The sequence below is a fragment of the Streptomyces sp. KR55 genome (assembly GCF_052245645.1).
GTDB classification, from domain to species: domain Bacteria; phylum Actinomycetota; class Actinomycetes; order Streptomycetales; family Streptomycetaceae; genus Streptomyces; species Streptomyces flavusporus.
In genome coordinates this window covers 1-25629 of the sequence record NZ_JBQQCE010000006.1, presented here as the reverse complement: position 1 = coordinate 25629, position 25629 = coordinate 1, and the positions used below count along the sequence as shown (strand labels likewise).

The following is a 25629-nucleotide window of genomic DNA, read 5'->3' as shown; positions in this document are numbered from 1 at the left end:
CTCCCGTCGGCTGCGATGACGGAAGGACCGTAGGGCAGGAATGTGATCTGCGCTACACCCCGAGCGCTACTCTTGTGGACGCTTCAACCTCGCAACGAACTTGTAGCGGTCGCCGCGATACACCGAGCGCACCCACTCCACGGGCTTGCCTTCCCGGTCCAGTGAGTGGCGGGAGAGCATCAGCATCGGAAGTCCCACGTCGGTGCCGAGCAGCCCCGCCTCGCGCGGAGTCGCCAGCGACGTCTCGATCGTCTCCTCGGCCTCCGCGAGATGGACGTCGTACACCTCGGCGAGGGCGGTGTAGAGGGACGTGTACTTGACGAGGCTGCGGCGCAGTGCCGGGAAGCGCTTCGCGCTGAGGTGGGTCGTCTCGATGGCCATCGGCTCGCCGTTGGCCATACGCAGCCGCTCGATGCGCAGCACGCGCCCGCCGGCGGAGATGTCGAGGAGGCCGGCGAGGGTGTCGTCCGCGGTGATGTAGCCGATGTCCAGCAGCTGTGAGGTCGGCTCCAGGCCCTGCGCGCGCATGTCCTCGGTGTACGAGGTGAGTTGCAGCGCCTGGGACACCTTCGGCTTGGCGACGAACGTGCCCTTGCCCTGGATGCGCTCCAGCCGGCCCTCGACCACCAGCTCCTGCAGCGCCTGCCGCACGGTGGTGCGGGAGGTGTCGAACTCCGCGGCCAGTGTGCGCTCGGGCGGGACCGGCGTGCCGGGCGGCAATGTCTCCGTCATGTCGAGCAGGTGCTTCTTCAGGCGGTAGTACTTGGGCACGCGCGCCGTACGGACGGGCGTCCCGTTCTCGTTCTCCGCACTGCTGACGTCAGTGCTCATGCTCCGCCTTCCCGGCTCCTGTACCGACACGACGGACGTCCGTCGGTCACGGCTCACATCGTGGCACGGCTCCGCGCGAGAGGTTCCCCGCGTTCCGTGATCCCCTCTGTATACCGTCGACGCCTCAGTTGGTCTAGTCCACCACGTCCAAGTGGTCTACCTGAAGTGTGCCGTGCGGAGTCGCTGTTATCGACGGGTTCTTACTTAAAGGTTCCTGCATATGTAGGTCCCATAACGGCTGGTCGGGGCCTACGCGAGACCCTTGACACGCCATATGGTCTGGGCCAAGCTCCCCGTACTGGTCTACACCATTGGTCCAGGTCCCGGCCCCAGGGCGGTACATCGGTCACCGCGGGGACGAGGGGGGTTTGTGGCATCCCTGAGGAGGGTGGCGTGAAGCGCAAGCTGATATCCGCGATCGGTGTCGCGGCGATGATGGTCTCCATTGCGGCGTGCGGGGGCGACAACGGCGACGAGGGCAAGACCGGAGCGGACGGCTATGCGGGCCAGACGCTCACTGTGTGGGTGATGGACGGCTCCTCGCCCGACCAGTGGCAGAAGGACGTCGCCGCGGCCTTCGAGAAGAAGACCAAGGCGAAGGTCAAGTTCGAGATCCAGCAGTGGAACGGCATCCAGCAGAAGCTCACCACCGCCCTGTCCGAGGAGAACCCGCCGGACGTCTTCGAGATCGGCAACACCCAGACCCCGGCCTACGCCAAGACCGGCGGCCTCGCCGACCTCGCCGACCTCAAGTCGGAGATCGGCGCGGACTGGACCGAGTCGCTGAACAACTCCTCGGTCTTCGAGGGCAAGCAGTACGCGGCGCCCTGGTACTTCGCCAACCGCGTCGTCATCTACAACAAGAAGGTCTGGGAAGACGCCGGCATCAAGGAGACGCCGAAGACCCGCGACGAGTTCTACGACGCCCTGAAGACGATCGGCGACAAGACCGACGCCGAGCCGATCTACCTGCCCGGCCAGAACTGGTACCACTTCGTCGGCCTGGTCGTCGGCGAGGGCGGCGAACTGGTCAAGAAGGACGGCGACAAGTACGTCTCCAACCTCGCCGACCCCAAGGTCGCCGCCGCCATGGAGACGTACCAGAAGTTCCAGGCCCTCTCCAAGGCGCCCAAGGACAAGGACGAGGCCACCCCGCAGCAGGGCGAGGTCTTCGGCAAGGGCAACGTCGGCGCGTTCATCGGCATGGGCTGGGAAGCCGGCATCGCCATCGAGGCCAACCCGAAGATCGAGAAGGAGATCGGCTACTTCACCATCCCCGGTGACACGGCCGACCAGCCCGAGGGCGTCTTCCTCGGTGGCTCCAACCTCGCGGTCGCCGCGGGCAGCGAGAAGCAGGCGCTCGCCAAGGAGTTCCTGAAGATCGCCCTGTCGGACAAGTACGAGGGCCAGCTGGCCAAGCTCAACGGCGTCATCCCGAACAAGGAGTCGCTGCAGTCCAACCTGACGGGCAACGCCGCCGCCGAGGCCGCCGCACCGGCCGCCGCGGGCGGTGGCACCACACCGCTGATCCCGGAGTGGGCCGCGGTCGAGAACGCGCCCAACCCGATCAAGACCTACATGACCGCCGTGCTCAACGGTAAGTCCCCGGCCGAGGCCGCGGCACAGGTCGAGGACGAGTTCAACAAGCGGCTGTCGCAGGAGAGCTGAGCGCAACGGGGGCGGGGGCCGCACGTGCACCGTACGGTCCCCGCCCCTGGTTCACGTAGGTCGAGAGAGAGATCGCGAGCATGACCGTGCAGACCGAACGGCCGCCCTCCGGTCCGGTGGAGGTGCGCAAACCCGGCGGCTCGGCATCCGGCGAGCCCAGGCCGCGCGGCGCGGCACGCCTCGGGGCGTCGGTCCCGTACCTGTTGCTGCTGCCGGCCTGCGCGGCCACCGTGCTGCTGCTGGGCTGGCCGCTGCTGAAGGACGTACTGCTGTCCTTCCAGAACCTCAACATGGCGCAGCTGATCCAGCACGTCACCGAGTGGAACGGCATCGAGAACTACCGGAAGGTCCTCACCGGCGAGGACTTCTGGCGGGTCACCCTGCGCTCGATCCTGTTCACGGCGGTCAACGTCGCGCTGATCATGGTGCTGGGCACGCTGGTCGGCCTGCTGCTCGCCCGCCTGGGCAAGCGGATGCGGCTGACGCTGCTGCTCGGCCTGGTGCTGGCCTGGGCCATGCCGGTGGTCGCCGCGAGCACCGTCTACCAGTGGCTGTTCGCCCAGCGCTTCGGCGTCGTCAACTGGGTCCTGGACAGGCTCGGCTGGCACTCGATGGCCGACTACAGCTGGACCAGCAGCCAGATGTCGACGTTCTTCGTCGTCACCCTGCTGATCGTCTGGATGTCCATCCCGTTCGTCGCCATCAACCTCTACGCGGCGACCACCACCATCCCGGGCGAGTTGTACGAGGCGGCCTCCCTCGACGGCGCCGGCGGCTGGCGGAGTTTCACCACCGTCACCCTGCCGTTCCTGCGGCCCTTCCTCTACGCGACGACGTTCCTGGAGATCATCTGGGTCTTCAAGGCGTTCGTGCAGGTCTTCACCATCAATGGAGGCGGTCCCGACCGGCTCACCGAGATCCTTCCCGTCTACGCCTACGTCGAGGGCGTGGGCAACCAGCACTACGGCATGGGCGCGGCGATCGCCGTCCTGACCATCCTGATCCTGCTCGGCCTGACCGCCTACTACCTCAGGATCGTGCTCAAGCAAGAGGAGGACGAGCTGTGAAGCGCTCGCTCTTCGGCCGCCTGTGGCCCAACGTCACGGCCGTCGTGTTGTTCATCGGCTTCGTCTTCCCCGTGTACTGGATGTTCGCCACGGCCTTCAAGCCGACCGGCGACATCATCTCCGAGGACCCGGTCTGGTTCCCGACGGACGTCACGCTCGACCACTTCAAGACCGCGACCGACGCCGACCACTTCTGGACGTTCGTCACCAACTCCCTGACCGTCACCGTCCTCGCCGTGGTCTTCTCCCTGGTCATCGCGCTGGCCGGCTCCTTCGCCCTGGCGCGGATGCGCTTCAGGGGGCGGCGTGGCTTCGTCCTCGGCTTCATGGTCGCCCAGATGGCGCCCTGGGAAGTCATGATCATCGCGATGTACATGATCGTGCGCGACGCGTCGATGCTCAACAGCCTCGTGCCGCTGACGCTCTTCTACATGATGATGATCCTGCCCTTCACCATCCTGACGCTGCGCGGCTTCGTCGCCGCCGTGCCCATGGAGCTGGAGGAGGCGGCGATGGTCGACGGCTGCACCCGCGTCCAGGCCTTCCGCCGGGTCATCCTGCCCCTGCTCGCGCCGGGTCTGATGGCCACCTCGATGTTCGGCTTCATCACCGCCTGGAACGAGCTGCCGCTGGTCCTGGTGCTGAACAAGGACGCCGAGGCCCAGACGCTGCCGCTGTGGCTGACCAGCTTCCAGAGCGTCTTCGGCAACGACTGGGGCGCGACCATGGCCGCCTCGTCCCTCTTCGCCATCCCGATCCTGATCCTCTTCGTCTTCCTGCAGCGCAAGGCCGTCAGTGGTCTGACCGCCGGCGCCGTGAAGGGATAACGCCCTCGATGACGACATTCGCCAGCGATACCGACACGCTCACCCGTGACGCGCTGACGGTCCTCCAGCCCGGCTTCACCGGCACAACGGCCCCGGACTGGCTGCTGCGCCGCCTCGGCGAGGGCCTCGCCTCAGTCGGTCTGTTCGGCCGCAACATCGCCTCGCCCGAGCAACTCGCCGACCTGACCGCCCAGTTGCGCGCCGAACGCGACGACGTCCTGGTCGCCATCGACGAGGAAGGCGGCGACGTCACCCGCCTGGAGGTCCGCACCGGCTCCTCCTTCCCGGGCAACCACGCCCTCGGCGCGGTGGACGACGTGGACCTGACGACGGAGGTGGCTGCCGAGCTCGGCCGCCGACTGGCAGCCTGCGGGGTGAACTTCAACTGGGCCCCGTCGGCGGACGTCAACTCCAACCCCGGCAACCCGGTCATCGGGGTCCGCTCCTTCGGCGCCGACCCCGCCCTGGTCGCCCGGCACACCGCCGCCTACGTCACCGGCCTGCAGTCCGCCGGTGTCGCCGCCTGCACCAAGCACTTCCCCGGCCACGGCGACACGGCCGTCGACTCCCACCACGCGGTGCCCCGCATCGACGCCGACCTGTCCGTGCTCGGCGACCGTGAACTCGCCCCGTTCCGCGCGGCCATAGCCGCCGGTACGAAGGCGGTGATGAGCGCCCACATCCTCGTCCCGGCCCTGGACCCGGACCGCCCGGCAACCCTGTCGGCAAGGATCCTGACGGGCCTGCTCCGCCGCGACCTCGGCTACGACGGCCTGATCGTCACCGACGGCATGGAAATGCAGGCCATCTCGGGCACGTACGGCATCGAACGCGGCAGCGTCCTCGCCGTCGCGGCCGGCGCCGACGCGATCTGCGTGGGCGGCGGCCTGGCCGACGACGAGACGGTACGGCGGTTGCGCGACGCCCTCGTGGCTGCGGTGCGCGCCGGTGAACTCGCCGAGGAGCGGCTCGCGGACGCGGCGGAACGGGTCCGCAGGCTGGCGCGGTGGACGGCGACGTCGGCCGCGAAGGTGGCCGGCGCCGACAGTGAGGTGGGCCTGCGTGCGGCCCGCCGAGCGCTGAAGGTGACCGGCGCGGCCCCCTTCACCCCCCTCACCGCGCCCCCCTACGTCGCCTCCCTCACCCCCGAGGCCAACATCGCCGTCGGCGACGAGACCCCCTGGGGCGTGACCGCGGACCTGGCGACCCTGCTGCCCGGCACCGAGGCCGGCACCTTCGCGGGGGAGGACGCGGGACCCGCGGCCCTCAAGGCAGCCGGCCCCCGCCGCATCGTGGCCGTCGTCCGCGACGAACACCGCCACCCGTGGATGGCAGCTGCCCTCGGCACCCTCCTCACGGCACGCCCCGACACGATCGTGGTCGAGATGGGCGTCCCCCAGGCGGCTCCCCGAGGCGCCCTCCACATAGCCACCCACGGCGCATCCCGCGCCAGCGGCCGGGCAGCGGCGGAACTCATAGCGGGCGTGCACTGCGCGTAGCTGCGGGCAGTCGTGCCTCCCCCAGTGCCTTAAGGGCCTGGGGGGGACCCCCAGGGCGGCACGGGTGGGCGCAGCGGCACCCCGCCGGCGCGGGCGAGCCAAGCAGCCGCCCACACCAGCCGACCCGTACCGAAAGGTGCCGGTCACCCCATCTGCGGGGCGACCGGCACCTTCACGTGTCCCAGTTCGACAGCGTCAAATCCCCTGCCACTCCGGCTTGTTGGCATACGTGTGGCGGAAATAGTCGGCGAGCTTCAACTTGGCCGCAGCCCCCTCGTCCACGACAACCGTCGCATGCGGATGAAGCTGGAGCGCAGAGGCCGGGCACACCGCGGCGACCGGCCCCTCGACCGTCGCGGCGACCGCGTCCGCCTTGCCCTCGCCGGTCGCGAGCAGCACCAGGTGCCGCGCCTCCAGAATCGTCCCGATGCCCTGCGTGATGACATGATGCGGCACCTGGTCGATGTCGCCGTCGAAGAAGCGGGCGTTGTCGATCCGGGTCTGCTCGGTCAGCGTCTTGATCCGGGTGCGCGAGGCGAGCGACGAGCACGGCTCGTTGAACCCGATGTGCCCGTCGGTGCCGATCCCGAGCAGCTGGAGGTCCACCCCGCCGGCCTCGCCCAGCGCCCTGTCGTACGCCTCACAGGCCCCCGGCACGTCCTCGGCCGTACCGTCCGGTCCCATGAACGCGCCCATCTCGATGCCGAGCGGCTCCAGCACCTCGCGTCGCAGCACCGAGCGGTACGACTCCGGATGCTCGGCCGGCAGCCCCACGTACTCGTCGAGCTGCGCGATCCGCGCCCGCGAGACGTCGGCGGCGCCGGAGCGCACCTTGGCCGCCAGCGCCTGGTAGACGGGCAGCGGGGTCGAGCCGGTGGCCACGCCGAGCAGCGCGTCGGGCTTGCGCCTGAGCAGCTGCGCCATGGCCTCGGCGATCAGCTCGCCGCCCGCCTCGGCGTCGGGAACGATGACAACTTCCACGCTGGGCCTGCCGATCTGGAGAGGACGCGAAGGGCACCCGAAAGGGCATGTGGTTTAGACCAATCTAGCAGGGCTCGGCCTCCCGTCCCAGGCACGTATGAGCCCACCGGCCGGCCCTGGCCATGACAGCTGCCCCCAGGGGCGCGCATCGCCCCGCCGCAGGGCCGCCGGCGGAACTGGGCAGGCGCCGCCCGTCCCGGGGGAGTGGAATGGGAACGTCAGGAGAGAGCAGTCAGGACAGAGCCGCCCAGGACCGAGCCGTCAGGACAACAACAGGGCGAAACGCGGAGGACCCCATGACCGCCACGACCCCGTACCCTCACGACCCCCATGCGCCCCACACCGACGTCCCTGGCCGGATCATGGCCCGCGAGATGGCCCAACAGCCCGCCGTACTCAGGCGGATCCTGGACGAGGGCGCCCCGGCCATCCGCCAGGTGGCCCGGGAGATCGCCGCCCGCACACCCCGTTTCGTACTGCTCTCCGCCCGTGGCACCTCCGACAACGCCGCGCTGTACGCCAAGTACCTCCTCGAAATCCGCCTGGGCCTGCCCTGCGGTCTCAGCTCGATGTCCACCACGACGGCCTACGGCGCCCGCCCCGACCTCACCGACGTCCTCCTCGTCACCGTCAGCCAGTCCGGCGGCTCCCCTGACCTCGTGGCCTCCACCCGGGCCGCCCGCGAGGCGGGCGCGATCACCCTCGCGGTGACCAACAACCCGGACTCCCCGCTGGCCGGCGTCTCCGAGTACCACATCGACATCCTGGCCGGACCCGAGAGAGCCCTCCCCGCCACCAAGACCTACACCGCCTCCCTCCTCGCGCTCTACCTCTTCGTCGAGGGCCTGCGCGGCGGCGAGGGCGCCCCCGCGAAGGTGCTGCCGGACCTCGCCGAACAGCTGCTCGCCCGGCAGGACGAGGTACGCGCCCTCGCCGCCCGCTACCGCTTCGCCGAGCGCATGGTGATCACCTCGCGCGGCTACGGCTACCCCACGGCCAAGGAGGCCGCCCTCAAGCTGATGGAGACCAGCTACATCCCCGCCCTCTCCTATTCCGGCGCCGACCTGCTGCACGGCCCCCTCGCCATGGTCGACAACGTCTCCCCGGTCATCGCGGTCGTGACCGACGGCAAGGGAGGAGAGGCCCTCCAGCCCGTCCTCGACCGGCTGCGCGGCCGTGGCGCCGATCTGTGCGTCATCGGCCCCCGGAGCCAGGTCGAGCGCGCCGCCGTGGGCTTCGTCCTGCCCACCGACGGCGTGGCCGAGGAGGTCCAGCCCGTCCTGGAGATCATCCCCCTCCAACTCCTGGCCTACGAGATCACCATCGCCCGCGGCCAGGACCCGGACGCCCCACGCGCCCTGGCGAAGGTGACGGAGACCCGGTGAGGGCGGCCCGCTGAACGGGCCCTGCTGCACGGCTCGCCCGCCACACGGGCGCGATGATCCAGGGCGTGTCACAACAGGCGCGCAACGGCGCGAGCCGGGCGGAACCGGAAGCGCTCGCGGAAATTGCCATGGCCATCTGGCCCCGCAGCTGAGCCAAGCGGGTTAGGCTTCGAAGCGCCAACACCACACAGCCTTCAACAACAACTGCCCCCGCTCCATGGACACGCACAATGGTCTAGTCCACAATGGGCAGTGGTCCACCATGCGCTTGGGGACCAGAAAGAGCCTCCGTCTTCCCCGCACAGGAAGGCGGATCGAGGGACCGGAGCTCTCTGCCCTGACTGCCCGGCTCCTCATCTTCGGCCGACCGGGACCGCACACCCCGCGGCCGATGTTGCTCCGGGCTGCGGTGCCGGGAGGGTTGAGGGTCCCTCTCAGGCGCCGCGGCCCGCGGGTGTTTCAGAGTCCCTTGCGGACTCCAGGCGCTTTTAGGACCTGCACAAACCCCCAGGTACGCTCGCAACGTGCCCTCCATGAACGAACTGGTCCGCCAGCACACCGCCCTCGACGACTCCGACCTCGAGTGGCTCCATCTGCTGGTCTCGGAGTGGCAGCTGCTCTCCGACCTCTCCTTCGCCGACCTCGTCCTGTGGGTCCCCACCCGCGACGGCACCCGCTATGTCTCCGTCGCCCAGATGCGGCCCAACACCGGCCCCACCTCCTACCAGGACGACATGGTCGGCCACCTCGTCCCGCGCGGCCGCCGTCCCATGCTGGACGCCGCGCTCGACGAGGGCCGCATCGTGCGCGAGGGCGACCCGGAGTGGCGCGAGGAGGTCCCGGTCCGGGTCGAGTCGATTCCGGTACGACGGGACGGCCGCGTCCTCGGCGTCATCGCCCGCAACACCAACCTCCTCACCGTCCGCACCCCGAGCCGCCTGGAGTTGACCTACCTCCAGAGCGCCTCGGACCTCGCCCAGATGATCGCGGCCGGCGCTTTCCCCTTCGCGAACCAGCAGGTCGACATGGACGCCTCGCCCCGCGTGGGCGACGGACTGATCCGGCTCGACGCGGACGGCATCGTCCAGTACGCCTCCCCGAACGCCCTCTCCGCCTACCACCGCATGGGCCTCGCCGCCGACCTCGTCGGCCATCACCTGGGCCGGACGACCGCCGAACTCGCCCCCTCCCGCGGGCCGGTGGACGAGGCGCTCGCCAAGGTGGCCAGCGGATGGGCGCCGCGCGAGTTCGAGATCGAGGCCAATGACGGCGTGATCCAGTTCCGCGCGATCCCGCTCAAGCCCAAGGGCACCCGCATCGGTTCGCTGGTCCTGCTCCGGGACGTCACCGAACTGCGGCGCCGCGAGCGGGAGTTGATCACCAAGGACGCGACCATCCGGGAGATCCACCACCGGGTGAAGAACAACCTCCAGACGGTGGCTGCCCTGCTGCGCCTCCAAGCCCGGCGCATCGAGTCCGAGCGGGGGCGCGCGGCCCTCGAAGAGGCGGTGCGGCGGGTCGGCTCGATCGCGATCGTGCACGAGACGCTCTCCCAGAACCTGGACGAGCGCGTGGAGTTCGACGAGATCGCCGACCGGGTGCTGGCGATGGTCGCGGAGATCTCGCCGGGCAAGGTCACCGGCCGGCGCACCGGCCGCTTCGGCATCCTCGACGCCGAGGTCGCGACCCCGCTGTCGATGGTGCTGACCGAGGTGCTGCAGAACGCCCTCGAGCACGGCTTCCGCGAGGGCGACACCGGCACGGTCGAGGTCTCGGCCGTCCGTGGCGGTACGACGAAGGAGTCCCGCCTCCTGGTCACCGTCCAGGACGACGGGGTCGGCCTGCCCGAGGGCTTCGACCCGCACACCTCCGGCAACCTCGGCCTGCAGATCGTACGGACGCTGGTAGAGGGCGAGTTGGGCGGGACCTTCGACATGGTCCCGGCTCCGGAGCGCGGCACACAGGTGATCCTGGACATCCCGGTGCGGGCGCAGAAGTGATCAACACGCCGACGTGATCAACACAGCAAAAAGCCCCGGACCTTGTGGTCCGAGGCCAGTGCTCGTTGCTGCTGCTAAGCGCATCGGGGGTACTGCGCGCTGCGGCTCGGGGGCGGGAGTTACGTACTCGCTGTACGCGCCGCCAAGCTCAGGCTGTCAGCGGGGTGGGTGTGTCAGGCGGAGGCCTGACGGGCCCGGTTGCGGGCGGCGCGGCGCTTCATGGCGCGGCGCTCGTCCTCGCTGAGACCACCCCAGACGCCGGAGTCCTGGCCGGACTCGAGCGCCCACTGCAGGCACTGCTCGATAACCGGGCAGCGACGGCAGACGGCCTTGGCTTCCTCGATCTGCAGCAGCGCAGGACCGGTGTTGCCGATGGGGAAGAAGAGCTCGGGGTCTTCCTCGCGGCAAACGGCGTTGTGACGCCAGTCCATGGCTGCTACCTCTCCTTGAATTACGTGCAGGTTGCTTGTGAATGTGAACGCTTTCACGAATCCCTCAACAAGTGAAGGGCCGACCGCCAGGTTCCCTGGCGTGGTCCTGTGGTTTGAAGAGGGGTTCCGGTGATCTGTGGAGGCTGGTGTTGCGGGCCGTCCCGATCGCCATGTAGAGACTCGCAAACCTCGGCGGCGGATACAACCCCTTCCGGAAAGTTTTTTTTGATTCCTCGGTGTCGACTAGGTCACAGCCGTACTTCCATGGGGTGGACCCTGGCCTAAACGTTCGAGTGAAAGGACTTTAGCCCCTTCTGCTCACACAATCACACGCAGTGCACGGCGTACGCCTGTGAACGTCACGCTCGTACGCAGTCCCAGGTGGTCGCCGTCCATCTGAAGGGGCAGCGGCGCCTTCGAATGCAAGGTGAACTCACTCAGGTCGTGCAGGGACACGGCGTGCTTGCCATGGGGTCCGCGCTCGGGGGACGAAGTGAGCAACTGGGTGCCATACCGGGCAACCGCGGCCGTGGACATACGGCTGAGGCCGAACACGTCGAGCCCGGTGTCGAACGAGGCCTTAGGTGACGCGTACATGGGGCGATTGCCGAGAAACGTCCAGGGGGCCGTGTTGGACGCTATGCACAGGAGCAGATCCGTCACGGCGTCCTCGCCGGCCTGCTCGAGCGTGATCGTGCCCTTCCGCCGGCTGGGCTCGCCCAGCAGCTGGCGCATCACCTGGCGGACGTAGAGCGCGTGGGTCGACTTCTTGCCGCGCTCGCGCTGCTGCTCGACCCGCCCGACCACGCCCGCGTCGAAGCCGAGCCCCGCGTTGAAGGTGAACCAGCGGGACGGCACCGCCTCGTCCTCGGTGCCGGGCGGGCCCGAGGTCAGCCCCAGTCCGACGGTCCGCTCGCTGCCCTGGCGCAGGGCGTCCAGCAGGGCGCCGGTGGCCTCGACGGCGTCGTTGGGCAGGCCCAGGGCGCGGGCGAAGACATTGGTGGAACCGCCGGGGACCACGGCGAGGCCCGGGAGGTGGTCCGGGGCGGGGCCGGCGTGCAGGAGGCCGTTGACGACCTCGTTGACCGTGCCGTCGCCGCCGAGGGCCACGACGAGGTCGATGTCGTCGCTCTCCGCCGCCTGCCGGCCCAGGTCGCGCGCATGCCCGCGGTACTCGGTGGTGACGGCCTCCAGCTTCATCTCGCTGGCGAGGGCGTGGATCAGGACATCGCGCGTACGTGCGCTTGTGGTGGTTGCCGCCGGATTGACCACGAGAAGTGCACGCATGACTGGCAGGGTACCTACTGGGGGGTACCGGGCCCAGACCGGATGGGGGATCCAGCGGGAGATCGAGGCGTGAGCCTGGCCACGGCGGCTTCCTGCCGCGGCCGTGACTCCGACGCGGGCGGTCGCGCCGACTCGGGCGGTACGCCGCGGCCCTCAGCTTCCGCCCCCTCCTCGCCGCCCCCGAGCCTCCACGCGGAGCCCTCCGCGGCGAGGGCTACCCTTCAGGGGTGAGCTCTCCGCAGAACCCCGCGTCCGAAGCCGCCGAAGAGGCGGGTCCCCGTCCCGTCCGGCTGACCGCAGCCGCGGCGCTGACCGCGCTGGAGGGGTTCGCGCTGGTGGTCGGCGGTGCCTGGGTCGCCGTACTCGGGCTCACCGGGCACCCGGACGACCGGCAGCAGGCCGTGACCGGGGGCGTCACCCTGATCGTGCTCGCGCTGCTGCCGCTGCTCGCCGCCCGCGGACTGCTGGGCCGGCGCAGCTGGAGCCGCGGCCCGGCGCTGATCACACAGATCATCGCGCTGCCCGTCGCCTACAACCTGCTCCAGGCCGACAGCATGGCCATCCCGGCGGGCATCGCGCTGGCGGTCGTGGCCGTCGCGGCGCTCGTCCTGCTGATCAACGCCGAGACGACCCGGGCCCTCGGGATCCGGGGACCCGGCAACGCGCAGGACCAGAAGTAGCCGCTACTCCTCCACGAGCAGCTTCTCCCGCAACTGCGCCAGCGTCCGCGCCAGCAGCCGCGACACGTGCATCTGCGAGATGCCGACCTCCTGCGCGATCTGCGACTGGGTCATGTTGCCGAAGAAGCGGAGCAGCAGGATCCGCTTCTCGCGGGGCGGAAGGTCCTCCAGCAGCGGCTTGAGCGACTCCCGGTACTCGACGCCCTCCAGCGCCTCGTCCTCCGCGCCGAGCGTGTCGGCGACGGCCGGAGACTCGTCGTCCGTGTCGGGGACGTCCAGGGACAGCGTGGAGTACGCGTTGGCGGACTCCAGGCCCTCCAGGACCTCCTCCTCCGAGATGGACAGCTTCTCGGCGAGCTCGTGGACCGTGGGGGAGCGGCCGTGCAGCTGCGAGAGCTCGGCCGTCGCGGTGGTCAGCGACAGTCGCAGCTCCTGCAGCCGGCGCGGAACGCGCACGGCCCAGCCCTTGTCGCGGAAGTGCCGCTTGATCTCGCCGACGACCGTCGGGGTCGCATACGTGGAGAACTCGACACCGCGGTCCGGGTCGAAGCGGTCGACCGACTTGATCAGGCCGATGGTGGCGACCTGGGTGAGGTCGTCCAGCGGCTCGCCCCGGTTGCGGAAGCGGCGCGCGAGGTGCTCGACGAGCGGCAGGTGCATACGGACCAGCTGGTTGCGCAGTTCCGCGTACTCCGGGCTGCCCTCCTTCAGCTTGCGCAGCTCGACGAACATGGCGCGCGCCCCGCTGCGGTCCTGGGGGTCGTGCTGCGTGGCCTGAGTGGCCTGCGCGCCCTGTGTGGCCGGCGCATCATGCTCGGAGTATCGCTCGTGCTCGCTCATCGTCCCGCCCGTCGCCCTTCCCCGAGCCCTCGCCTCCTCCCCCACTCTCGACTTCCCTCGAGTGGGGGGACCCCCATGGGCAGGGGGCACCCCGATCCGCCGTTCCAGAGGCGCGCTCTGTACGGCACCTTCCTGAGCCCGCTGCCCCTCGTCCGGGAAGCCGGCCTCCGCCGTGTCGTCGGAGTCGTCCTCCGGGTGCGGCCGGGCCTGCTCAGGGATGCCGTCGATGCCGTCCATGCGTCGGGAACCGCCCGGACCGCTGTCCTCGGCCGACAGCTCCCGTGTGCTGCGCTCTTCGTCCCGCACCGGCCCGTCCCCGTCCCTCACGTCGGCCCGGGTCCCGCGCCGCGCTGTTTGTAGAGGCTGATCGAAACGGTTTTGTCGTCGTCCACGGCGGAGGAGACCTTGCCCGCCAGAGCGGACAGGACGGTCCAGGCGAAGGTGTCCCGCGAGGGGGCGTGACCGTCCGTGGTCGGCGCCGAGACGGTGACCTCGAGCGAGTCGTCGACGAGCCGGAAGACACAGCTGAGCACCGAGCCGGGCACGGCCTGCTGGAGCAGGATCGCGCAGGCCTCGTCGACCGCGATGCGCAGGTCCTCGATCTCGTCGAGGGTGAAGTCCAAACGGGCCGCGAGGCCGGCCGTGGCCGTCCGCAGCACCGACAGGTAGGCACCCGCAGCCGGCAGCCGGACTTCCACGAAGTCCTGGGTCGCGGGCTCGCCTGCGATCTGGGACACCCTCACCTCCAAGGTGGTACAAGCTTTACGGGGCCGAGGGTCGCCCCTCGGGGTAACGCGATGTGTGGTTCAGCGGTGACGCTACCGCGCTCCCCAGTGTCCTGTCCCCCGGGACCCCGCCCCTTGCTGTCACTCATAGTAAACACATGAATACGCACAGTGGCTAGAGGGTGGGCGGCCCCAATTGGGAAGAGCGCGCGCCGGGTTGACGTACCCAGACGTCAGACGGTCGAACCGTCCGGTTCCGGGTCGTCGGCGCACCTCATGCGAGGACGTGGTCGACGAAGCACCACCGCCAGCTCTCGCCGGGTTCGAAGGTCCGCATCACCGGGTGACCGGACGTGTTGTGGTGCTCCGTCGCGTGCCGGCCCGGCGAGGAGTCGCAGCAGCCGACGTGACCGCAGGTGAGGCACAGCCGCAGCTGCACCGGGTGCGTGCCGTCCGCCAGGCACTCCGGGCAGGTCTCGGTCAGGGGACCGGGTTCCGGGTGCGGCAGCGCGTCGACATGCGTGCACTGTTTCATGATTGCCAGGTTACGACGGCTGTGCGGAAGACCGCGCGGAAAATGAGGGCGGGCGAATTCCATGGACGTGATGCCACTGTTGCTGCTGGTGGCGGGCAGCGCCGCGATCGCGGCGGCCGGACGGCGCACCCCCGTACCGGCACCGCTGTTGCTGGTGGCGGTCGGGCTGGCGGTGTCGTATGTCCCAGGGGTCCCGGAATATGCCCTGGACCCGCATATCGTCCTGCCCCTCATCCTGCCGCCGCTGCTGCACACCGCGGCCACCGACAGCTCCTACCTCGACCTGCGGGCGCAGCTGCGGCCTGTTGCGCTGCTGTCGGTGGGGTACGTGCTCTTCGCGACCTTCGCGGTCGGCTGGGCCGCCTATCTGATCGTGCCGGGCCTGCCGCTGACCGCGGCCCTGGTGCTGGGCGCGGTGGTGGCGCCGCCGGACGCCGTCGCGGCCACGGCGATCGCGCGCCGGGTGGGACTGCCCTCCCGGATCACGACCATCCTGCAGGGCGAGTCCCTGGTGAACGACGCCACCGCGATCACCGCCTACCGCGTGGCCCTCGCGGCCGCCGTCGGCGAGGGTGCCACCTGGGCCGGCGGAATCGGCGAGTTCCTCCTCGCGGCGGTCGGCGGCATCGGCGTCGGACTGGTGCTGATGGTGCCGATCCACTGGCTGCGCACCCACCTGAGGGAGCCGCTGCTCCAGAACACCCTCTCCCTGCTGATCCCGTTCGTCGCGTACGCCGTCGCCGAGCAGGTGCATGCCTCCGGCGTCCTCGCGGTCGTCGTGGTCGCCCTCTACCTCGGACACCGCGCGTGGGAGGTCGATTTCGCCACCCGGCTCCAGGAGACGGCGGTATGGAAGATGGTTGCCTTTGTTCTGGAATCAACGGTTTTCGCGCTCATCGGACTGCAGCTGCCGGTGGTCCTCAGGGGGCTCGGGGAGTACGAGGGGCTGGACGCCGCCTGGTATGCGGTCGCCGTCTTCCTGGTCGTCGTCGTGACCCGGTTCGTGTGGGTGTATCCGGCGACCTTCCTGCCCGGCATGCTGTCGGCGCGCATCCGGGAACGGGAGGGGAGTCCGAGTGGGAAGAGCGCGTTCATCGTCTCCTGGGCCGGTATGCGGGGCGTGGTCTCGCTCGCCATCGCCTTCTCGATCCCGCAGACCGTGAACGGCGGGGAGCCCTTCCCCGGCCGCACCCTGATCCTCTTCCTCACCTTCACGACAGTGATCGGCACGCTCGTCATCCAGGGCCTCACCCTGCCCCCGATCATCCGGCTCCTCAGGCTGCCCGGCCGCGACCTCCAGGCCGAGACGCTCGCCGAGGCCAATGCCCAGGCGCAGGCCTCCCGGGCCGCCGAGCGCCGCCTGGACGAGCTCCTCTCCGACGAACGCAACGCGCTGCCCGGGCCGCTCGCCGACCGGCTGCGCTCGGTCCTGGAACGCCGCCGCAACGCCGTCTGGGAACGCCTCGGCCAGCCCAACCCCGTCACCGGCGAAACCGCCGACGACACCTACCGCCGTCTCGCCCGCGAAATGATCAGCGCCGAGCGCGAGGTCTTCGTGAAACTCCGCGACGGCCGCTACATCGACGACGAGATGCTCCGCACCCTGCTGCGCCGACTGGACCTCGAGGAGGCGGCTGCCTATCGGGAGGCGACCTAGTGCCCCGGCAGGCAACGTTCGCCCCGTCGCGACGCCCGGCACGCTCCCCCACTGCCTTAAGGGCGTGGGAGGTGCCCCCACTCGCCGCACCGGCCGAAAGCCCAAGTACGCCCAGTACGAGGACTTCCGGCCGGCACGCCGAGAGCACGCACCGGACGCCGCTCCTTGACGGGCAAACGTTGCCTGCCGGGGCACTAGCCGGGGCCGTTCACGGAAACGGCCGGCCGGTGATCACCGCCGCCAGCGTCGTCCCGCGCGGGAACGCGCCCTCCTGCGTCAGGGCGATGAGTCCGTACAGCATCTTGGCGACATAGAGACGTTCGACGGGCAGTCCGTGGCGGCTTTCGAAGTCGTCGGCGAAGGAGTGGAGTTCGGGGGTGGTGCGGGCGTAGCCGCCGAAGTGGAAGCGGTCGTCGAGCTGCCAGTCGCCGCGCGGGCCGCCGAGGGCCGCTTCCTGGAGGGAGCGTATGTCGGCGGTGAGGAAGCCGCCCTTGAGGACCGGGAAGCCCAGGGCACGCTGGCCGGGGGCCAGTCCCGCCGCGAGGCCGGCCAGGGTGCCGCCGGTTCCGCAGGCAAGGGCGACGACGTCGGCCCGGCCGTGCAGCTCCTCGCCGAGGGCCCGGCAGCCGCGTACGGCGAGGGGGCTGCTGCCGCCCTCGGGGACGACGTACGCGTCCTCGGCACCGGCGGCGCGCAGGACGGCGGAGAGGGTCTCCGGGTCGGTCTTGTGGCGATAGGTCGACCTGTCGACGAAGTGCAGACGCATGCCGTCGGCCGCGCACCGGGCCAGGGAGGGGTTGAGGGGGCGGTCGGACAGTTCCTGGCCGCGGACCACGCCGATGGTGGTCAGGCCGAGGAGGCGGCCCGCGGCGGCGGTGGCGCGCAGATGGTTGGAGTAGGCGCCGCCGAAGGTGAGGATCGGGCGGCCCGCCGCCGCAGTGAGATGGGGTGCGAGTTTGCGCCACTTGTTGCCGATGAGGTCGGGGTGGATCAGGTCGTCACGCTTGAGGAGGAGGCGGACGCCCCGCCGGGTGAGGCGGTCGTCGTTCACTTCCTGCACGGGGGAGGGGAGCCGCGGGTGCAGGACGGCGAGGTCGGGGGCGTCGGGACCGGTCACCCGGCCATTGTCGCCCGGTGTCCTATTTCAGCCGGTCGCGGATGCGCTCCCGCATCGACGCCATCGTGAATCCGCGCGGATCCATCTTCCCCGGCTGCCACTCGAGGTGGCCGATGACCGACCGCTCGTTCCAGCCGTGCTGCCGGCACACCGCGGCGGCCGCCCGCTCGATGGCCTCCAGCTGCACCGCGGGCCAGGGATCCTCGCCGTCGCCGAGGTTCTCGCACTCGAAGCCGTAGAAGTGGCGGTTGCCGTCGGTGTTCGCCTCGTTGTCCGGGGGGAGCGCCCGCTCCGCGATCACCGCGCGCAGGACGTCGTCGTCGCCCAGGCCGGCGTGGTTGGCGCGGCCGTAGCCGACCAGATGGACGGTGCCGTCCTTGGTGATGACGCCGTGGCACAGCGGCCCCGGCAGGCCCGCGTAGCCGTCCCGGCAGAGCTCAACGGTCCGCTCGCTGCCCCGGGTCACCGTGTGATGGATCATCACGCCGTGGACGGGGCCCCAGGGGCCCTTGTGATTGCGGTTGTGATGTCTCCAGTCGCCCACTTCGACGACCGTGACGCCTTCCGCGCGCAGGCACTGCAGAAACCTGTCCGCGAACATCGGTGAGGACATGGGCGCCTCCTTCGGTGCGGTGCGACGACCGCCCGTCGCGGCCGCCTCATACCGCTGCTTGTACCGAAGCGACGACAAACGGAACCACTCGTTCGCACAGCGTGCGAGCGGATTCGGTCAGCGCCGCGGGCACTGCGCGCCGCTCGACAGGATCCCCGTGTGTGCCCGCCCGGCAATGATCCATTCCCGCTCTTTCGGGTAATAGCACGACCACGATGCGTGATGGAAGTGTTGCTCGCGGAGATCGGTGCCCGGCGCACACCGCTGCCAGGGCATGACCGGGAGGGCAATTCCTTATGTCGGTAGGCGAAGAGATCCGCACCGAGCAGACCAGGCCGCAGCAGAGCCTCGGTACGGCGGCCGCGCGGAACCTGGCCACCACGACCAAGTCCGTACCCCAGATGCAGGAGATCAGCTCACGCTGGCTGCTGCGCATGCTGCCGTGGGTGGACGTGCAGGGCGGCACGTACCGCGTGAACCGGCGGTTGAGTTACGCGGTCGGCGACGGACGCATCACCTTCGTGCAGACCGGCGACCGCGTCGAGGTGATCCCCGCGGAGCTGGGTGAGTTGCCGGCGCTGCGGGCGTACGAGGACGAGGAGGTCCTGGCGGATCTGGCCCGGCGCTGTGTGCAGCGCGAGATCGCCGCGGGGGAGGTGATCGCCGGCTTCGGCAACCAGACCGACGAGGTGTACCTGCTGGCGCACGGCAGGGTGGAGAAGATCGGCACGGGCCCGTACGGCGAGGACGAGAGCCTCGGCGTCCTCGCCGACGGGGCATACCTCGGCGACCAGGCGCTGCTCGACCCGGACGCCATCTGGGAGTACACGGCCCGCGCGATCACGGCCTGTACGGTGCTCGTCCTGTCCCGGCGGGACGTCGAGCAGATCGCGGAGCGCGCCGACTCGCTGCGCGAGCACCTCCGGCAGCGGCGGGCGATCCCGCAGCAGCGCACCAACAAGTACGGCGAGAAGGAGATCGACCTGGCCGCCGGCCACTCCGGCGAGCCGGACATCCCGCACACTTTCGTCGACTACGAGGCCCGGCCCCGCGAGTACGAACTGAGCGTCGCCCAGACCGTGCTGCGCATCCACACGCGCGTGGCCGACCTCTACAACCAGCCGATGAACCAGACCGAGCAGCAACTGAGGCTCACCGTAGAGGCGTTGAAAGAACGTCAGGAGCACGAGCTGGTCAACAACCGCGAGTTCGGTCTGCTGCACAACTGCGAGTACGACCAGCGGATCCAGCCGCACGACGGCGTGCCCGGCCCCGACGACATGGACGAGCTGCTCAGCCGGCGCCGCGGCACCAAGCTGTTCCTCGCCCACCCGCGCGCGATCGCCGCGTTCGGGCGTGAACTGAGCAAGCGGGGACTGGTGCCGGAGACGATCGACGTCGGCGGCAACCGCATCCCCACCTGGCGCGGTGTCCCCATCTACCCCTGCAACAAGATCCCGGTCACCGAGGCCCGGACGAGCTCCATCATCGCCATGCGTCTCGGCGAGGCCGACCAGGGCGTCATCGGTCTGCGGCAGTCCGGCCTGCCGGACGAGATCGAGCCGAGCCTGTCGGTGCGGTTCATGGGCATCAACGAACAGGCGATCATCAAGTACCTGGTGACGGCCTACTACTCGGCGGCGGTTCTCGTCCCGGACGCGCTCGGCGTACTGGAGAACGTCGAGATCGGCCGCTGGCGGTGACCCAGCCCGCAGACACGTCGTGTCCCCGCCCGTCAGGGCGGGTACACCTCCGGGTATGCGTCCGACCGGAACGGAAACGCCACCGTCCGCGGACTCTCCGAGGGGGGATCCCGGTTCCATGACCGAGTCCATGACCGAGTCCACGACCGCGTCCTTGGCGGAGGCCGATCAGCGGCCCGCCGGGGCGCTCGAGAGAGGGAGTTCCATCGCGACCGACACGGACAGCCGGCCGGGGCCGTTCGACGGCCACGAGGCCGTGGCGATCCTGGAGCGTGCGCGGACGTCGGTCGACCCCGAACTGCGCGCGGCGATCGAGTCGCTGCCCGGCTCGATGCGCCGGATCGCGCGCTACCACTTCGGCTGGGAGCACGCCGACGGCACACCCGCGGCGGGCAACGCGGGCAAAGCGATCCGCCCGGCGCTGGTTCTGACGACGGCCGCCGCGCTCGGCGGACCCAAGGCACGGGCGGCGGCCGTACGGGCGGCCGCGGCGGTGGAACTGGTCCACAACTTCACGCTGCTGCACGACGACGTGATGGACCGGGACACCACGCGCAGGCACCGGCCCACCGCGTGGACGGTGTTCGGCGACACCGACGCGATCCTCGCCGGGGACGCCCTCCAGGCGCTCGCCCTGCGGCTGCTCGCGGAGGATCCGCACCCGGCGTCCGCGGCTGCCGCCGCCCGGCTCGCGGCCTGCGTCGTGGAGCTGTGCGAGGGTCAGCAGGCCGACACGGCGATGGAGGGCCGCAGCCCCGCGGAGGTCACCCTCGGCGAGGTGCTCGCCATGGCCGAGGCCAAGACGGGGGCGCTGCTGGGCTGCGCCTGCGCCCTGGGCGCGCTGTACGCCGGGGCGTCGGCGGCCGATGCCGAGGCCGTGGACGCGTTCGGCCGTGAGGCCGGGCTCGCCTTCCAGCTCATCGACGACGTCATCGGCATATGGGGCGACCCGAGCCGCACCGGCAAACCGGTCGGCGCGGACCTCGCCGCCCGCAAGAAGTCCCTGCCGGTGGTTGCCGCGCTGACCTCCGGCACACCGGCCGCCGTCGAACTCGCCGAGCTGTACCAAGTCCCGTACGACGGCGGGGACCTGGAGCCGACGGTGCTGGCCGTGGAGCGGGCCGGCGGACGCGACTGGGCCCAGGGCCAGGCGTCCGACCGGATGGCGCGGGCGATGCAGGAACTGTCCCGCGCGATCCCGGACCCGGAGGCGGCGGGCGGCCTGCTCGCCCTCGCGGAGTTCGTGACGCGGCGGACCGGCTGAGCGCCCGAACCGAACCCCGGAGCCACCGGGGCGTGCGGCTCCTGACCCCGCACACCCCGGTCGGCTCCGGCCCCGGCGGGTCCCGCACATCCCCACGGTGCGCGGGGCCCGTCCTCTGTCAGTGTCGGCCGATAGGCTTCAACTGCCAGAAGATCGACGGCTGCTGAGACGACGGGGGACGGGCGTGGGTACGGGGATCAGGGCTGCGGGGGAGGGCGACCGGGAGCTGGTGGTCCGCTTGCTGGATGATGCGTTCCGGGACGACCCGGTCAGCAGTTGGGTCTTCCCGGGCGAGGAGTACCGCCGCAGGACCCATCACAAGCTCATGGCCGCGTTCACCGACATCGTGCTCGCCGCCGGTCGGATCGACATCACCCAGGACGGCTCGGCCTGCGCACTGTGGCTGCCGACACCGGCGGCCGACCCGTCGGGCGAGGCCGCCGGCGGGCATGCCGACGCCGAGGGCCCGGCCCTGGTCCGGGCGGCCGTCGACCCGGCGAACGAACGCATCGAGGTGATCGGCAGGCTGACGGCGGAGATCCACCCCACCGACCGCGCCCACGACTACCTGTGGATGATCGCCGTGACCCCCGAACGTCAGGGCGAGGGCCTGGGCACCGCGCTCATCGACGCGGCCCTCGGCCGCTGTGACCGGACCGGCCTGCCCGCCTACCTGGAGGCGAGCAACGCCCGCAGCCGCGCCCTCTACGAGCGGCTCGGCTTCGAGCCCACCGGCACGCCCCTCGACCTCCCGGACGGCGGCCCCCGCATATGGCCCATGTGGCGCGAGCCGCTGAGCCGTTAGTCCTCCGGCACCACCACGCGTACGATCCGCTCCAGCAGCCCTTCCGGCACCTCCACCCCCGGCAGTACGCCCTCCAGTACTCCCGGCAGGGTCAGGTGCTCGATGATCAGGCCGAGCATCGCGAGATAGAGCACGGCGACGGTCTCGTCACCGCCGGGCAGCCCGGCCTCGCGGTGGAACCGCATGCCGTCCTCCAGGTCCCCGCGCACCGACTTGGTGTACGACTCGCGCAGGCCGGGGCGCCGGGTGGCTTCGAGGCGCAGCTCCAGGAGGGCCAGGTAGCCGGTGCGGTCGCGGGTCACGCGGTTGATCAGGTCGTGCATGAGGGCGACGACCAGGGCGCGGTCCTTCGGCGCCTTCATCAGCTCGTCGAGCACGTCGGGGTCGGGGGCGAGGCGCAGGTGCAGCCGGTCGTCGATCTGGCGCAGCAGGTCGTCCCGGGCGGTGAAGTAGTTCGAGGCGGTGCCCACGGGCACCCCCGCCTCGGCGTCCACCGCCCGGAACGTCAGCCCGCGTGCCCCTTCCCGCGCCAGCACCTCGATCCCGGCGTCGACCAGGGCCGCCCGGCGCTCCGGATTGCCGGCCATACGGAATCTCCTCTCCCACTTGAGCCATGGCTCGGAAACACCCTTGCAACCACTACAGTCGAAGTACTACAACTGGAGTGGTCAAGGGAACGAACGCAGCCTACGAAAAGAGACCAGCTTGCGAAAGCTCGTGTACTACATCGCCTGCTCGATCGACGGCTTCATCGGCGACCCGAGCGGCGACGCCTCGTCCATGCTGTCCTTCGTCGACCCGGAGTTCCTCGAGTACCTCACGACGGAATACCCGGACACCCTGCCGACCCACGGCCGCCGCCCCCTCGGCATCGACGACCTGCCGAACAAGCGGTTCGACACCATCATCCAGGGCCGCACCAGCTACGACCTGGCGCTGAAGGAGGGCATCACCAGCCCGTACGCCCATCTGCGCGAGTACGTCGCCTCGCGCACCCTGAAGGAGTCACCCGACCCCAACGTCGAGATCATCGCCGAGGACCTGGTCGGCAAGGTCCGCGAACTGAAGGCGGAGGAGAGCGAGTTCGACATCTACCTGTGCGGCGGCTCGCAGCTCGCGGGCGAGCTGATCGACGAGATCGACGAACTCGTCGTCAAGACGTACCCGATCGTGCTGGGCAGCGGCATGCCGATGTTCGGCTCCGGCTCCGCCGTCCACGAGTTCACCCTGGAGTCGACGCGCACCTTCGGCAACGGAGCGCTTGTAAGGACGTACAGCAGGAAGCGCTGAGCCGCCGTCCGCCCTACCCTGAGAACATGGACAGCGAAAAAGTCTGTCCCGTCTGCGGACAGCCAGTCGAAACGGTCGTCCGGCGCCACAAGACGCTGGGCGCATGGGTGCCGACGTGGGTTGCCGGCCCGTGCCGGAACCCCAAGTGCGAGGCATACGCCGGAGGCGACGCCGAGCCCGTCACCGAGCGGCGGCCCGGCCCGCTCGCGGCAAAGGAGCCCCATCACGTGAGTCAAGCCGAGAAGTCCTGAACCGAACTGCCCAGGAAATTCCGGAAGCCGTGTCGAGAATCCGGGGTCGGCTCCGACGTCCCGTACGAGAGCCGCCCATGAGGGGCGGCCGAGCCGAAGGAGCGGACCCATGAAGTACCTGGTCATGGTGCAGGGCACACAGGCGGACTACGAGGCGATGCGGGGCAAGGGCTCCGCGCAGTCCCCGGCCTGGAGCGAGGAGGAGCTGCAGGCCATGTACGCCTACATGAACGCGATCAACAACGACCTCTCCGAGTCCGGCGAACTCGTCGACGGCCAGGGGCTCGCCGAGCCCGCCCGGACCCGGCTGGTCACGCTGGGTGAGGACGGAAAGGCCGTGATCACCGACGGGCCGTACAGCGAGACCAAGGAGCTGCTCGCCGGCTACTGGGTCCTGGAGTGCGAGAGCCTGGAGCGGGTCACGGAGATCGCCGACCGGGTGACCCGTTGCCCCCAACCGGCCGGTGCCCCCAACTATCCGGTGGTGATCCGGCCCATCCTGGACGGCGCGGGGGACATTTGAGCCTTCGAGCAGACGACGGCCGTCCGAGCCTTCGATGAACCGCCCCGACGAGATCGAGGACCTGCTGCGCCGGCACGCGCCGCAGGTCCTCGGCGCCGTCGTGCGACGGTACGGGCACTTCGACACCGCCGAGGACGCCGTACAGGAGGCACTCCTCGCGGCTGCCGACCGTTGGCCGTCGGACGGTGTCCCGGACAATCCGCGCGGCTGGCTGATCAGGGTCGCCTCACGTCGGCTGACCGACGCGCTGCGCAGCGAGGAGGCGCGGCGCCGGCGCGAGGAGCGAGTGGCTGCGCTCACCCCGCCCGACACCTTCATCGCCCCGCCGCCGGGCGCGGACCGCGCCCCGCGCGAGGACGACACCCTCACCCTGCTCTTCCTGTGCTGCCACCCCGATCTGACCCCGCCCGCGCAGCTCGCGCTCACCCTGCGGGCGGTCGGCGGTCTGACGACGGCGGAGATCGCCCGGGCCTGCCTGGTCCCGGAGGCCACCATGGCGCAGCGGATCAGCCGGGCCAAGCAGAAGGTGCGGGGCGTGCGCTTCGGGCGGCCGGACAACTGGGCGGAGCGTCTGCCCGCCGTGCTGCACACCCTCTACCTCATCTTCAACGAGGGCTACACGGCGACCTCCGGCGCAGCGCTCCAGCGGCGCGAACTGGCGGGCGAGGCGATCCGGCTCACCCGCACGGTCCACCGCCTGCTCCCCGACGACGGCGAGGTGGCCGGCCTGCTGGCCCTGATGCTGCTCACCGACGCCCGCCGCGACGCGCGTACCGGCCCGCACGGCGAGCTCGTCCCGCTCGACGAACAGGACCGCGACCGCTGGGACGAGGCGGCGATCGACGAGGGCGTCGCCCTGGTCACCCGCGCGCTGGCCGGGGGACGCCCGGGCCCGTACCAACTGCGCGCCGCGATCGCGGCGGTGCACGACGAGGCCCCGTCCGCCGAGGCGACCGACTGGCGGGAGATCCTCGGCCTGTACGACATCCTGGTACGGCTGGTGCCCGGCCCCGTCGAACGCCTCAACCGTGCCGTCGCCATCGCCATGGCCGACGGACCGCGCGCCGGCCTCGCCGAACTGGACGCGCTGGAACCCGACTTGAGCGCGAGTCACCGCCTGGACGCCGTGCGCGCCCACCTCCTGGAGCGGACCGGGGAGTACGAGGCCGCCCGCGCCGCCTACGAGTCGGCGGCCGCCCGGACGCTGAGCCTGCCGGAGCAGCGGTACCTGCAGGCACGGGCGGCGCGACTAAGACCGTAACGTTGTCCCAAGTGCCAGTGGCACAGGGAGGGTTGCGTGTGAAGGAGTCCGGTAGCAGGCGTCGTACGGCATGGCGGTGGGCCTTGGCGGTGTGGACGGTGACGGTGATCGTCGGGGGCGGACTCACCCTGTGGCTGCAGGACTCGGCCGAGCCGCCGGAGCCGTACGGCCGGCAGGAGTCGAGCCCGACGCCGACACCGCTGTCCGAGGAGGACGGGAACACCGTGTGCCCGAGGCCCACGCCCCCACCCGATGAGGGCGGCGTGTACGACTACGCCTGTGTGATCAAGGTCGGCTAGGCAGCCTTCCCGTCTCCGGGTCCCGCCCCGTCAGGCAGTACGTGCCGCCCGCCGGGTCGCGCATCACCGTCCAGTGGGCGCCGCGGTGCA

General features: G+C 70.4%; 26 protein-coding genes and 2 pseudogenes. 17 read left to right on the top strand and 11 right to left on the bottom strand.

All coding sequences use genetic code 11. The annotated features are described in order from the left end of the window. Positions 1-66: 66 nt before the first annotated feature. Positions 67-831, bottom strand: coding sequence for a GntR family transcriptional regulator (locus ACTWQJ_RS01745; RefSeq protein ID WP_443304828.1), 765 nt, complete (start codon positions 829-831; stop codon positions 67-69). A 393-nt stretch (positions 832-1224) separates the two neighbouring features. Here ACTWQJ_RS01745 and ACTWQJ_RS01740 point away from each other — a divergent pair, with 393 nt between their 5' ends. The 4 genes from ACTWQJ_RS01740 to ACTWQJ_RS01725 all read left to right on the top strand — a co-directional run bounded on the left by ACTWQJ_RS01740 (position 1225) and on the right by ACTWQJ_RS01725 (position 5892). Further along, positions 1225-2499 (top strand): extracellular solute-binding protein, encoded by a 1275-nt coding sequence (locus tag ACTWQJ_RS01740; protein ID WP_443304827.1) that lies wholly within the window; start codon positions 1225-1227, stop codon positions 2497-2499. Positions 2500-2579: 80 nt separating this feature from the next. Further along, entirely contained in the window at positions 2580-3566 is a 987-nt protein-coding gene (locus ACTWQJ_RS01735) for a carbohydrate ABC transporter permease (RefSeq protein ID WP_443304826.1), read from the top strand. Continuing rightward, positions 3563-4393: a carbohydrate ABC transporter permease gene (locus ACTWQJ_RS01730; RefSeq protein WP_443304825.1), complete on the top strand. Its 831-nt coding sequence runs from the start codon at positions 3563-3565 to the stop codon at positions 4391-4393. Before ACTWQJ_RS01735 ends, ACTWQJ_RS01730 begins: the two co-directional genes overlap by 4 nt. Positions 4394-4401: 8 nt before the next feature. Next, on the top strand, positions 4402-5892 hold the full coding sequence (locus ACTWQJ_RS01725; RefSeq protein ID WP_443304824.1) for a glycoside hydrolase family 3 protein: 1491 nt from the start codon (positions 4402-4404) through the stop codon (positions 5890-5892). A 195-nt stretch (positions 5893-6087) separates the two neighbouring features. Here ACTWQJ_RS01725 and nagB read toward each other — a convergent pair whose 3' ends face one another. Continuing rightward, positions 6088-6873 carry a glucosamine-6-phosphate deaminase gene (gene nagB / locus ACTWQJ_RS01720; protein WP_443304823.1) on the bottom strand — a complete coding sequence of 262 codons (786 nt, stop codon included), beginning with the start codon at positions 6871-6873 and terminating at the stop codon, positions 6088-6090. A gap of 296 nt (positions 6874-7169) precedes the next feature. Between nagB and ACTWQJ_RS01715 the strand changes: the two genes are divergently transcribed. The 3 genes and pseudogenes from ACTWQJ_RS01715 (at position 7170) to ACTWQJ_RS01705 (ending at position 10258) form a co-directional block, all read left to right on the top strand. Continuing rightward, positions 7170-8258: an SIS domain-containing protein gene (locus ACTWQJ_RS01715; protein ID WP_443304822.1), complete on the top strand. Its 1089-nt coding sequence runs from the start codon at positions 7170-7172 to the stop codon at positions 8256-8258. A 23-nt stretch (positions 8259-8281) separates the two neighbouring features. Further along, positions 8282-8410: pseudogene (locus tag ACTWQJ_RS01710) on the top strand (TetR/AcrR family transcriptional regulator); the annotation flags it as partial. Between the two features lie 381 nt (positions 8411-8791). Further along, complete coding sequence (locus ACTWQJ_RS01705; RefSeq protein WP_224737322.1) at positions 8792-10258, top strand: sensor histidine kinase; 1467 nt, start codon at positions 8792-8794, stop codon at positions 10256-10258. 173 nt (positions 10259-10431) lie between these two features. Here the strand turns inward: ACTWQJ_RS01705 and ACTWQJ_RS01700 are convergent, their stop codons facing one another. Together ACTWQJ_RS01700 and ACTWQJ_RS01695 are read right to left on the bottom strand one after the other, a co-directional pair. Continuing rightward, positions 10432-10689 carry a WhiB family transcriptional regulator gene (locus ACTWQJ_RS01700; RefSeq protein ID WP_003992873.1) on the bottom strand — a complete coding sequence of 86 codons (258 nt, stop codon included), beginning with the start codon at positions 10687-10689 and terminating at the stop codon, positions 10432-10434. Positions 10690-11007: 318 nt separating this feature from the next. Further along, complete coding sequence (locus tag ACTWQJ_RS01695) at positions 11008-11976, bottom strand: diacylglycerol/lipid kinase family protein (RefSeq protein ID WP_224737311.1); 969 nt, start codon at positions 11974-11976, stop codon at positions 11008-11010. A 227-nt stretch (positions 11977-12203) separates the two neighbouring features. Between ACTWQJ_RS01695 and ACTWQJ_RS01690 the strand changes: the two genes are divergently transcribed. Then, complete coding sequence (locus ACTWQJ_RS01690) at positions 12204-12656, top strand: hypothetical protein (protein WP_443304821.1); 453 nt, start codon at positions 12204-12206, stop codon at positions 12654-12656. Positions 12657-12659: 3 nt separating this feature from the next. On the opposite strand, the gene ACTWQJ_RS01685 is transcribed toward ACTWQJ_RS01690, so the two are convergent. The 3 genes from ACTWQJ_RS01685 to ACTWQJ_RS01675 all read right to left on the bottom strand — a co-directional run bounded on the left by ACTWQJ_RS01685 (position 12660) and on the right by ACTWQJ_RS01675 (position 14756). Continuing rightward, positions 12660-13802, bottom strand: coding sequence for an RNA polymerase sigma factor SigF (locus ACTWQJ_RS01685; RefSeq protein WP_443304820.1), 1143 nt, complete (start codon positions 13800-13802; stop codon positions 12660-12662). Positions 13803-13819: 17 nt separating this feature from the next. After that, positions 13820-14233 (bottom strand): anti-sigma regulatory factor, encoded by a 414-nt coding sequence (locus tag ACTWQJ_RS01680; RefSeq protein WP_129802215.1) that lies wholly within the window; start codon positions 14231-14233, stop codon positions 13820-13822. A 262-nt stretch (positions 14234-14495) separates the two neighbouring features. After that, positions 14496-14756, bottom strand: a complete 261-nt coding sequence (locus ACTWQJ_RS01675; RefSeq protein ID WP_224737314.1) for a UBP-type zinc finger domain-containing protein — start codon at positions 14754-14756, stop codon at positions 14496-14498. 61 nt (positions 14757-14817) lie between these two features. Between ACTWQJ_RS01675 and ACTWQJ_RS01670 the strand changes: the two genes are divergently transcribed. Then, a complete protein-coding gene (locus tag ACTWQJ_RS01670) occupies positions 14818-16413 on the top strand; it encodes a Na+/H+ antiporter (protein ID WP_443304819.1) in 1596 nt (531 codons plus the stop codon). A gap of 208 nt (positions 16414-16621) precedes the next feature. On the opposite strand, the gene ACTWQJ_RS01665 is transcribed toward ACTWQJ_RS01670, so the two are convergent. Both ACTWQJ_RS01665 and ACTWQJ_RS01660 read right to left on the bottom strand, forming a co-directional pair. After that, positions 16622-17530, bottom strand: coding sequence for a 1-aminocyclopropane-1-carboxylate deaminase/D-cysteine desulfhydrase (locus ACTWQJ_RS01665; protein ID WP_443304818.1), 909 nt, complete (start codon positions 17528-17530; stop codon positions 16622-16624). A 22-nt stretch (positions 17531-17552) separates the two neighbouring features. Then, complete coding sequence (locus tag ACTWQJ_RS01660; protein ID WP_443304817.1) at positions 17553-18143, bottom strand: N-acetylmuramoyl-L-alanine amidase; 591 nt, start codon at positions 18141-18143, stop codon at positions 17553-17555. Positions 18144-18439: 296 nt separating this feature from the next. Between ACTWQJ_RS01660 and ACTWQJ_RS01655 the strand changes: the two genes are divergently transcribed. The 3 genes from ACTWQJ_RS01655 (at position 18440) to ACTWQJ_RS01645 (ending at position 21915) form a co-directional block, all read left to right on the top strand. Beyond that, positions 18440-19846, top strand: coding sequence for a family 2B encapsulin nanocompartment shell protein (locus ACTWQJ_RS01655; protein ID WP_443304816.1), 1407 nt, complete (start codon positions 18440-18442; stop codon positions 19844-19846). 130 nt (positions 19847-19976) lie between these two features. Then, complete coding sequence (locus ACTWQJ_RS01650) at positions 19977-21110, top strand: family 2 encapsulin nanocompartment cargo protein polyprenyl transferase (protein ID WP_443304852.1); 1134 nt, start codon at positions 19977-19979, stop codon at positions 21108-21110. Positions 21111-21294: 184 nt separating this feature from the next. After that, positions 21295-21915 (top strand): GNAT family N-acetyltransferase, encoded by a 621-nt coding sequence (locus ACTWQJ_RS01645; RefSeq protein WP_443304815.1) that lies wholly within the window; start codon positions 21295-21297, stop codon positions 21913-21915. Here ACTWQJ_RS01645 and ACTWQJ_RS01640 read toward each other — a convergent pair. Then, entirely contained in the window at positions 21912-22502 is a 591-nt protein-coding gene (locus ACTWQJ_RS01640; protein ID WP_443304814.1) for a TetR/AcrR family transcriptional regulator, read from the bottom strand. The genes ACTWQJ_RS01645 and ACTWQJ_RS01640 overlap by 4 nt on opposite strands. Before the next feature lie 118 nt (positions 22503-22620). Here ACTWQJ_RS01640 and ACTWQJ_RS01635 point away from each other — a divergent pair, with 118 nt between their 5' ends. The 5 genes from ACTWQJ_RS01635 to ACTWQJ_RS01615 all read left to right on the top strand — a co-directional run bounded on the left by ACTWQJ_RS01635 (position 22621) and on the right by ACTWQJ_RS01615 (position 25539). Further along, positions 22621-23205: a dihydrofolate reductase family protein gene (locus ACTWQJ_RS01635; RefSeq protein WP_443304812.1), complete on the top strand. Its 585-nt coding sequence runs from the start codon at positions 22621-22623 to the stop codon at positions 23203-23205. A gap of 26 nt (positions 23206-23231) precedes the next feature. Next, complete coding sequence (locus ACTWQJ_RS01630) at positions 23232-23456, top strand: hypothetical protein (protein ID WP_443304811.1); 225 nt, start codon at positions 23232-23234, stop codon at positions 23454-23456. Positions 23457-23565: 109 nt separating this feature from the next. Continuing rightward, positions 23566-23979 (top strand): YciI family protein, encoded by a 414-nt coding sequence (locus ACTWQJ_RS01625; RefSeq protein WP_443304810.1) that lies wholly within the window; start codon positions 23566-23568, stop codon positions 23977-23979. A gap of 34 nt (positions 23980-24013) precedes the next feature. After that, on the top strand, positions 24014-25240 hold the full coding sequence (locus ACTWQJ_RS01620; protein ID WP_443304809.1) for an RNA polymerase sigma factor: 1227 nt from the start codon (positions 24014-24016) through the stop codon (positions 25238-25240). Positions 25241-25278: 38 nt separating this feature from the next. Then, complete coding sequence (locus tag ACTWQJ_RS01615) at positions 25279-25539, top strand: hypothetical protein (RefSeq protein ID WP_443304808.1); 261 nt, start codon at positions 25279-25281, stop codon at positions 25537-25539. Here ACTWQJ_RS01615 and ACTWQJ_RS01610 read toward each other — a convergent pair. Continuing rightward, positions 25526-25629: pseudogene (locus tag ACTWQJ_RS01610) on the bottom strand (VOC family protein); the annotation flags it as partial. The gene ACTWQJ_RS01615 and the pseudogene ACTWQJ_RS01610 sit on opposite strands and share 14 nt — an antisense overlap.

Coding starts and splice junctions, on each gene's coding strand:
- ACTWQJ_RS01640 (WP_443304814.1), bottom strand. CDS start 22,502: ATGGCCGGCAATCCGGAGCGCCGGGCGGCCCTGGTCGACGCCGGGATC.
- ACTWQJ_RS01670 (WP_443304819.1), top strand. CDS start 14,818: ATGGACGTGATGCCACTGTTGCTGCTGGTGGCGGGCAGCGCCGCGATC.
- ACTWQJ_RS01705 (WP_224737322.1), top strand. CDS start 8,792: ATGAACGAACTGGTCCGCCAGCACACCGCCCTCGACGACTCCGACCTC.
- ACTWQJ_RS01715 (WP_443304822.1), top strand. CDS start 7,170: ATGACCGCCACGACCCCGTACCCTCACGACCCCCATGCGCCCCACACC.
- ACTWQJ_RS01625 (WP_443304810.1), top strand. CDS start 23,566: ATGAAGTACCTGGTCATGGTGCAGGGCACACAGGCGGACTACGAGGCG.
- ACTWQJ_RS01630 (WP_443304811.1), top strand. CDS start 23,232: ATGGACAGCGAAAAAGTCTGTCCCGTCTGCGGACAGCCAGTCGAAACG.
- ACTWQJ_RS01655 (WP_443304816.1), top strand. CDS start 18,440: ATGTCGGTAGGCGAAGAGATCCGCACCGAGCAGACCAGGCCGCAGCAG.
- ACTWQJ_RS01695 (WP_224737311.1), bottom strand. CDS start 11,976: ATGCGTGCACTTCTCGTGGTCAATCCGGCGGCAACCACCACAAGCGCA.
- ACTWQJ_RS01660 (WP_443304817.1), bottom strand. CDS start 18,143: ATGTCCTCACCGATGTTCGCGGACAGGTTTCTGCAGTGCCTGCGCGCG.
- ACTWQJ_RS01650 (WP_443304852.1), top strand. CDS start 19,977: ATGACCGAGTCCACGACCGCGTCCTTGGCGGAGGCCGATCAGCGGCCC.
- ACTWQJ_RS01735 (WP_443304826.1), top strand. CDS start 2,580: ATGACCGTGCAGACCGAACGGCCGCCCTCCGGTCCGGTGGAGGTGCGC.
- ACTWQJ_RS01725 (WP_443304824.1), top strand. CDS start 4,402: ATGACGACATTCGCCAGCGATACCGACACGCTCACCCGTGACGCGCTG.
- ACTWQJ_RS01620 (WP_443304809.1), top strand. CDS start 24,014: ATGAACCGCCCCGACGAGATCGAGGACCTGCTGCGCCGGCACGCGCCG.
- ACTWQJ_RS01745 (WP_443304828.1), bottom strand. CDS start 831: ATGAGCACTGACGTCAGCAGTGCGGAGAACGAGAACGGGACGCCCGTC.
- ACTWQJ_RS01675 (WP_224737314.1), bottom strand. CDS start 14,756: ATGAAACAGTGCACGCATGTCGACGCGCTGCCGCACCCGGAACCCGGT.
- ACTWQJ_RS01700 (WP_003992873.1), bottom strand. CDS start 10,689: ATGGACTGGCGTCACAACGCCGTTTGCCGCGAGGAAGACCCCGAGCTC.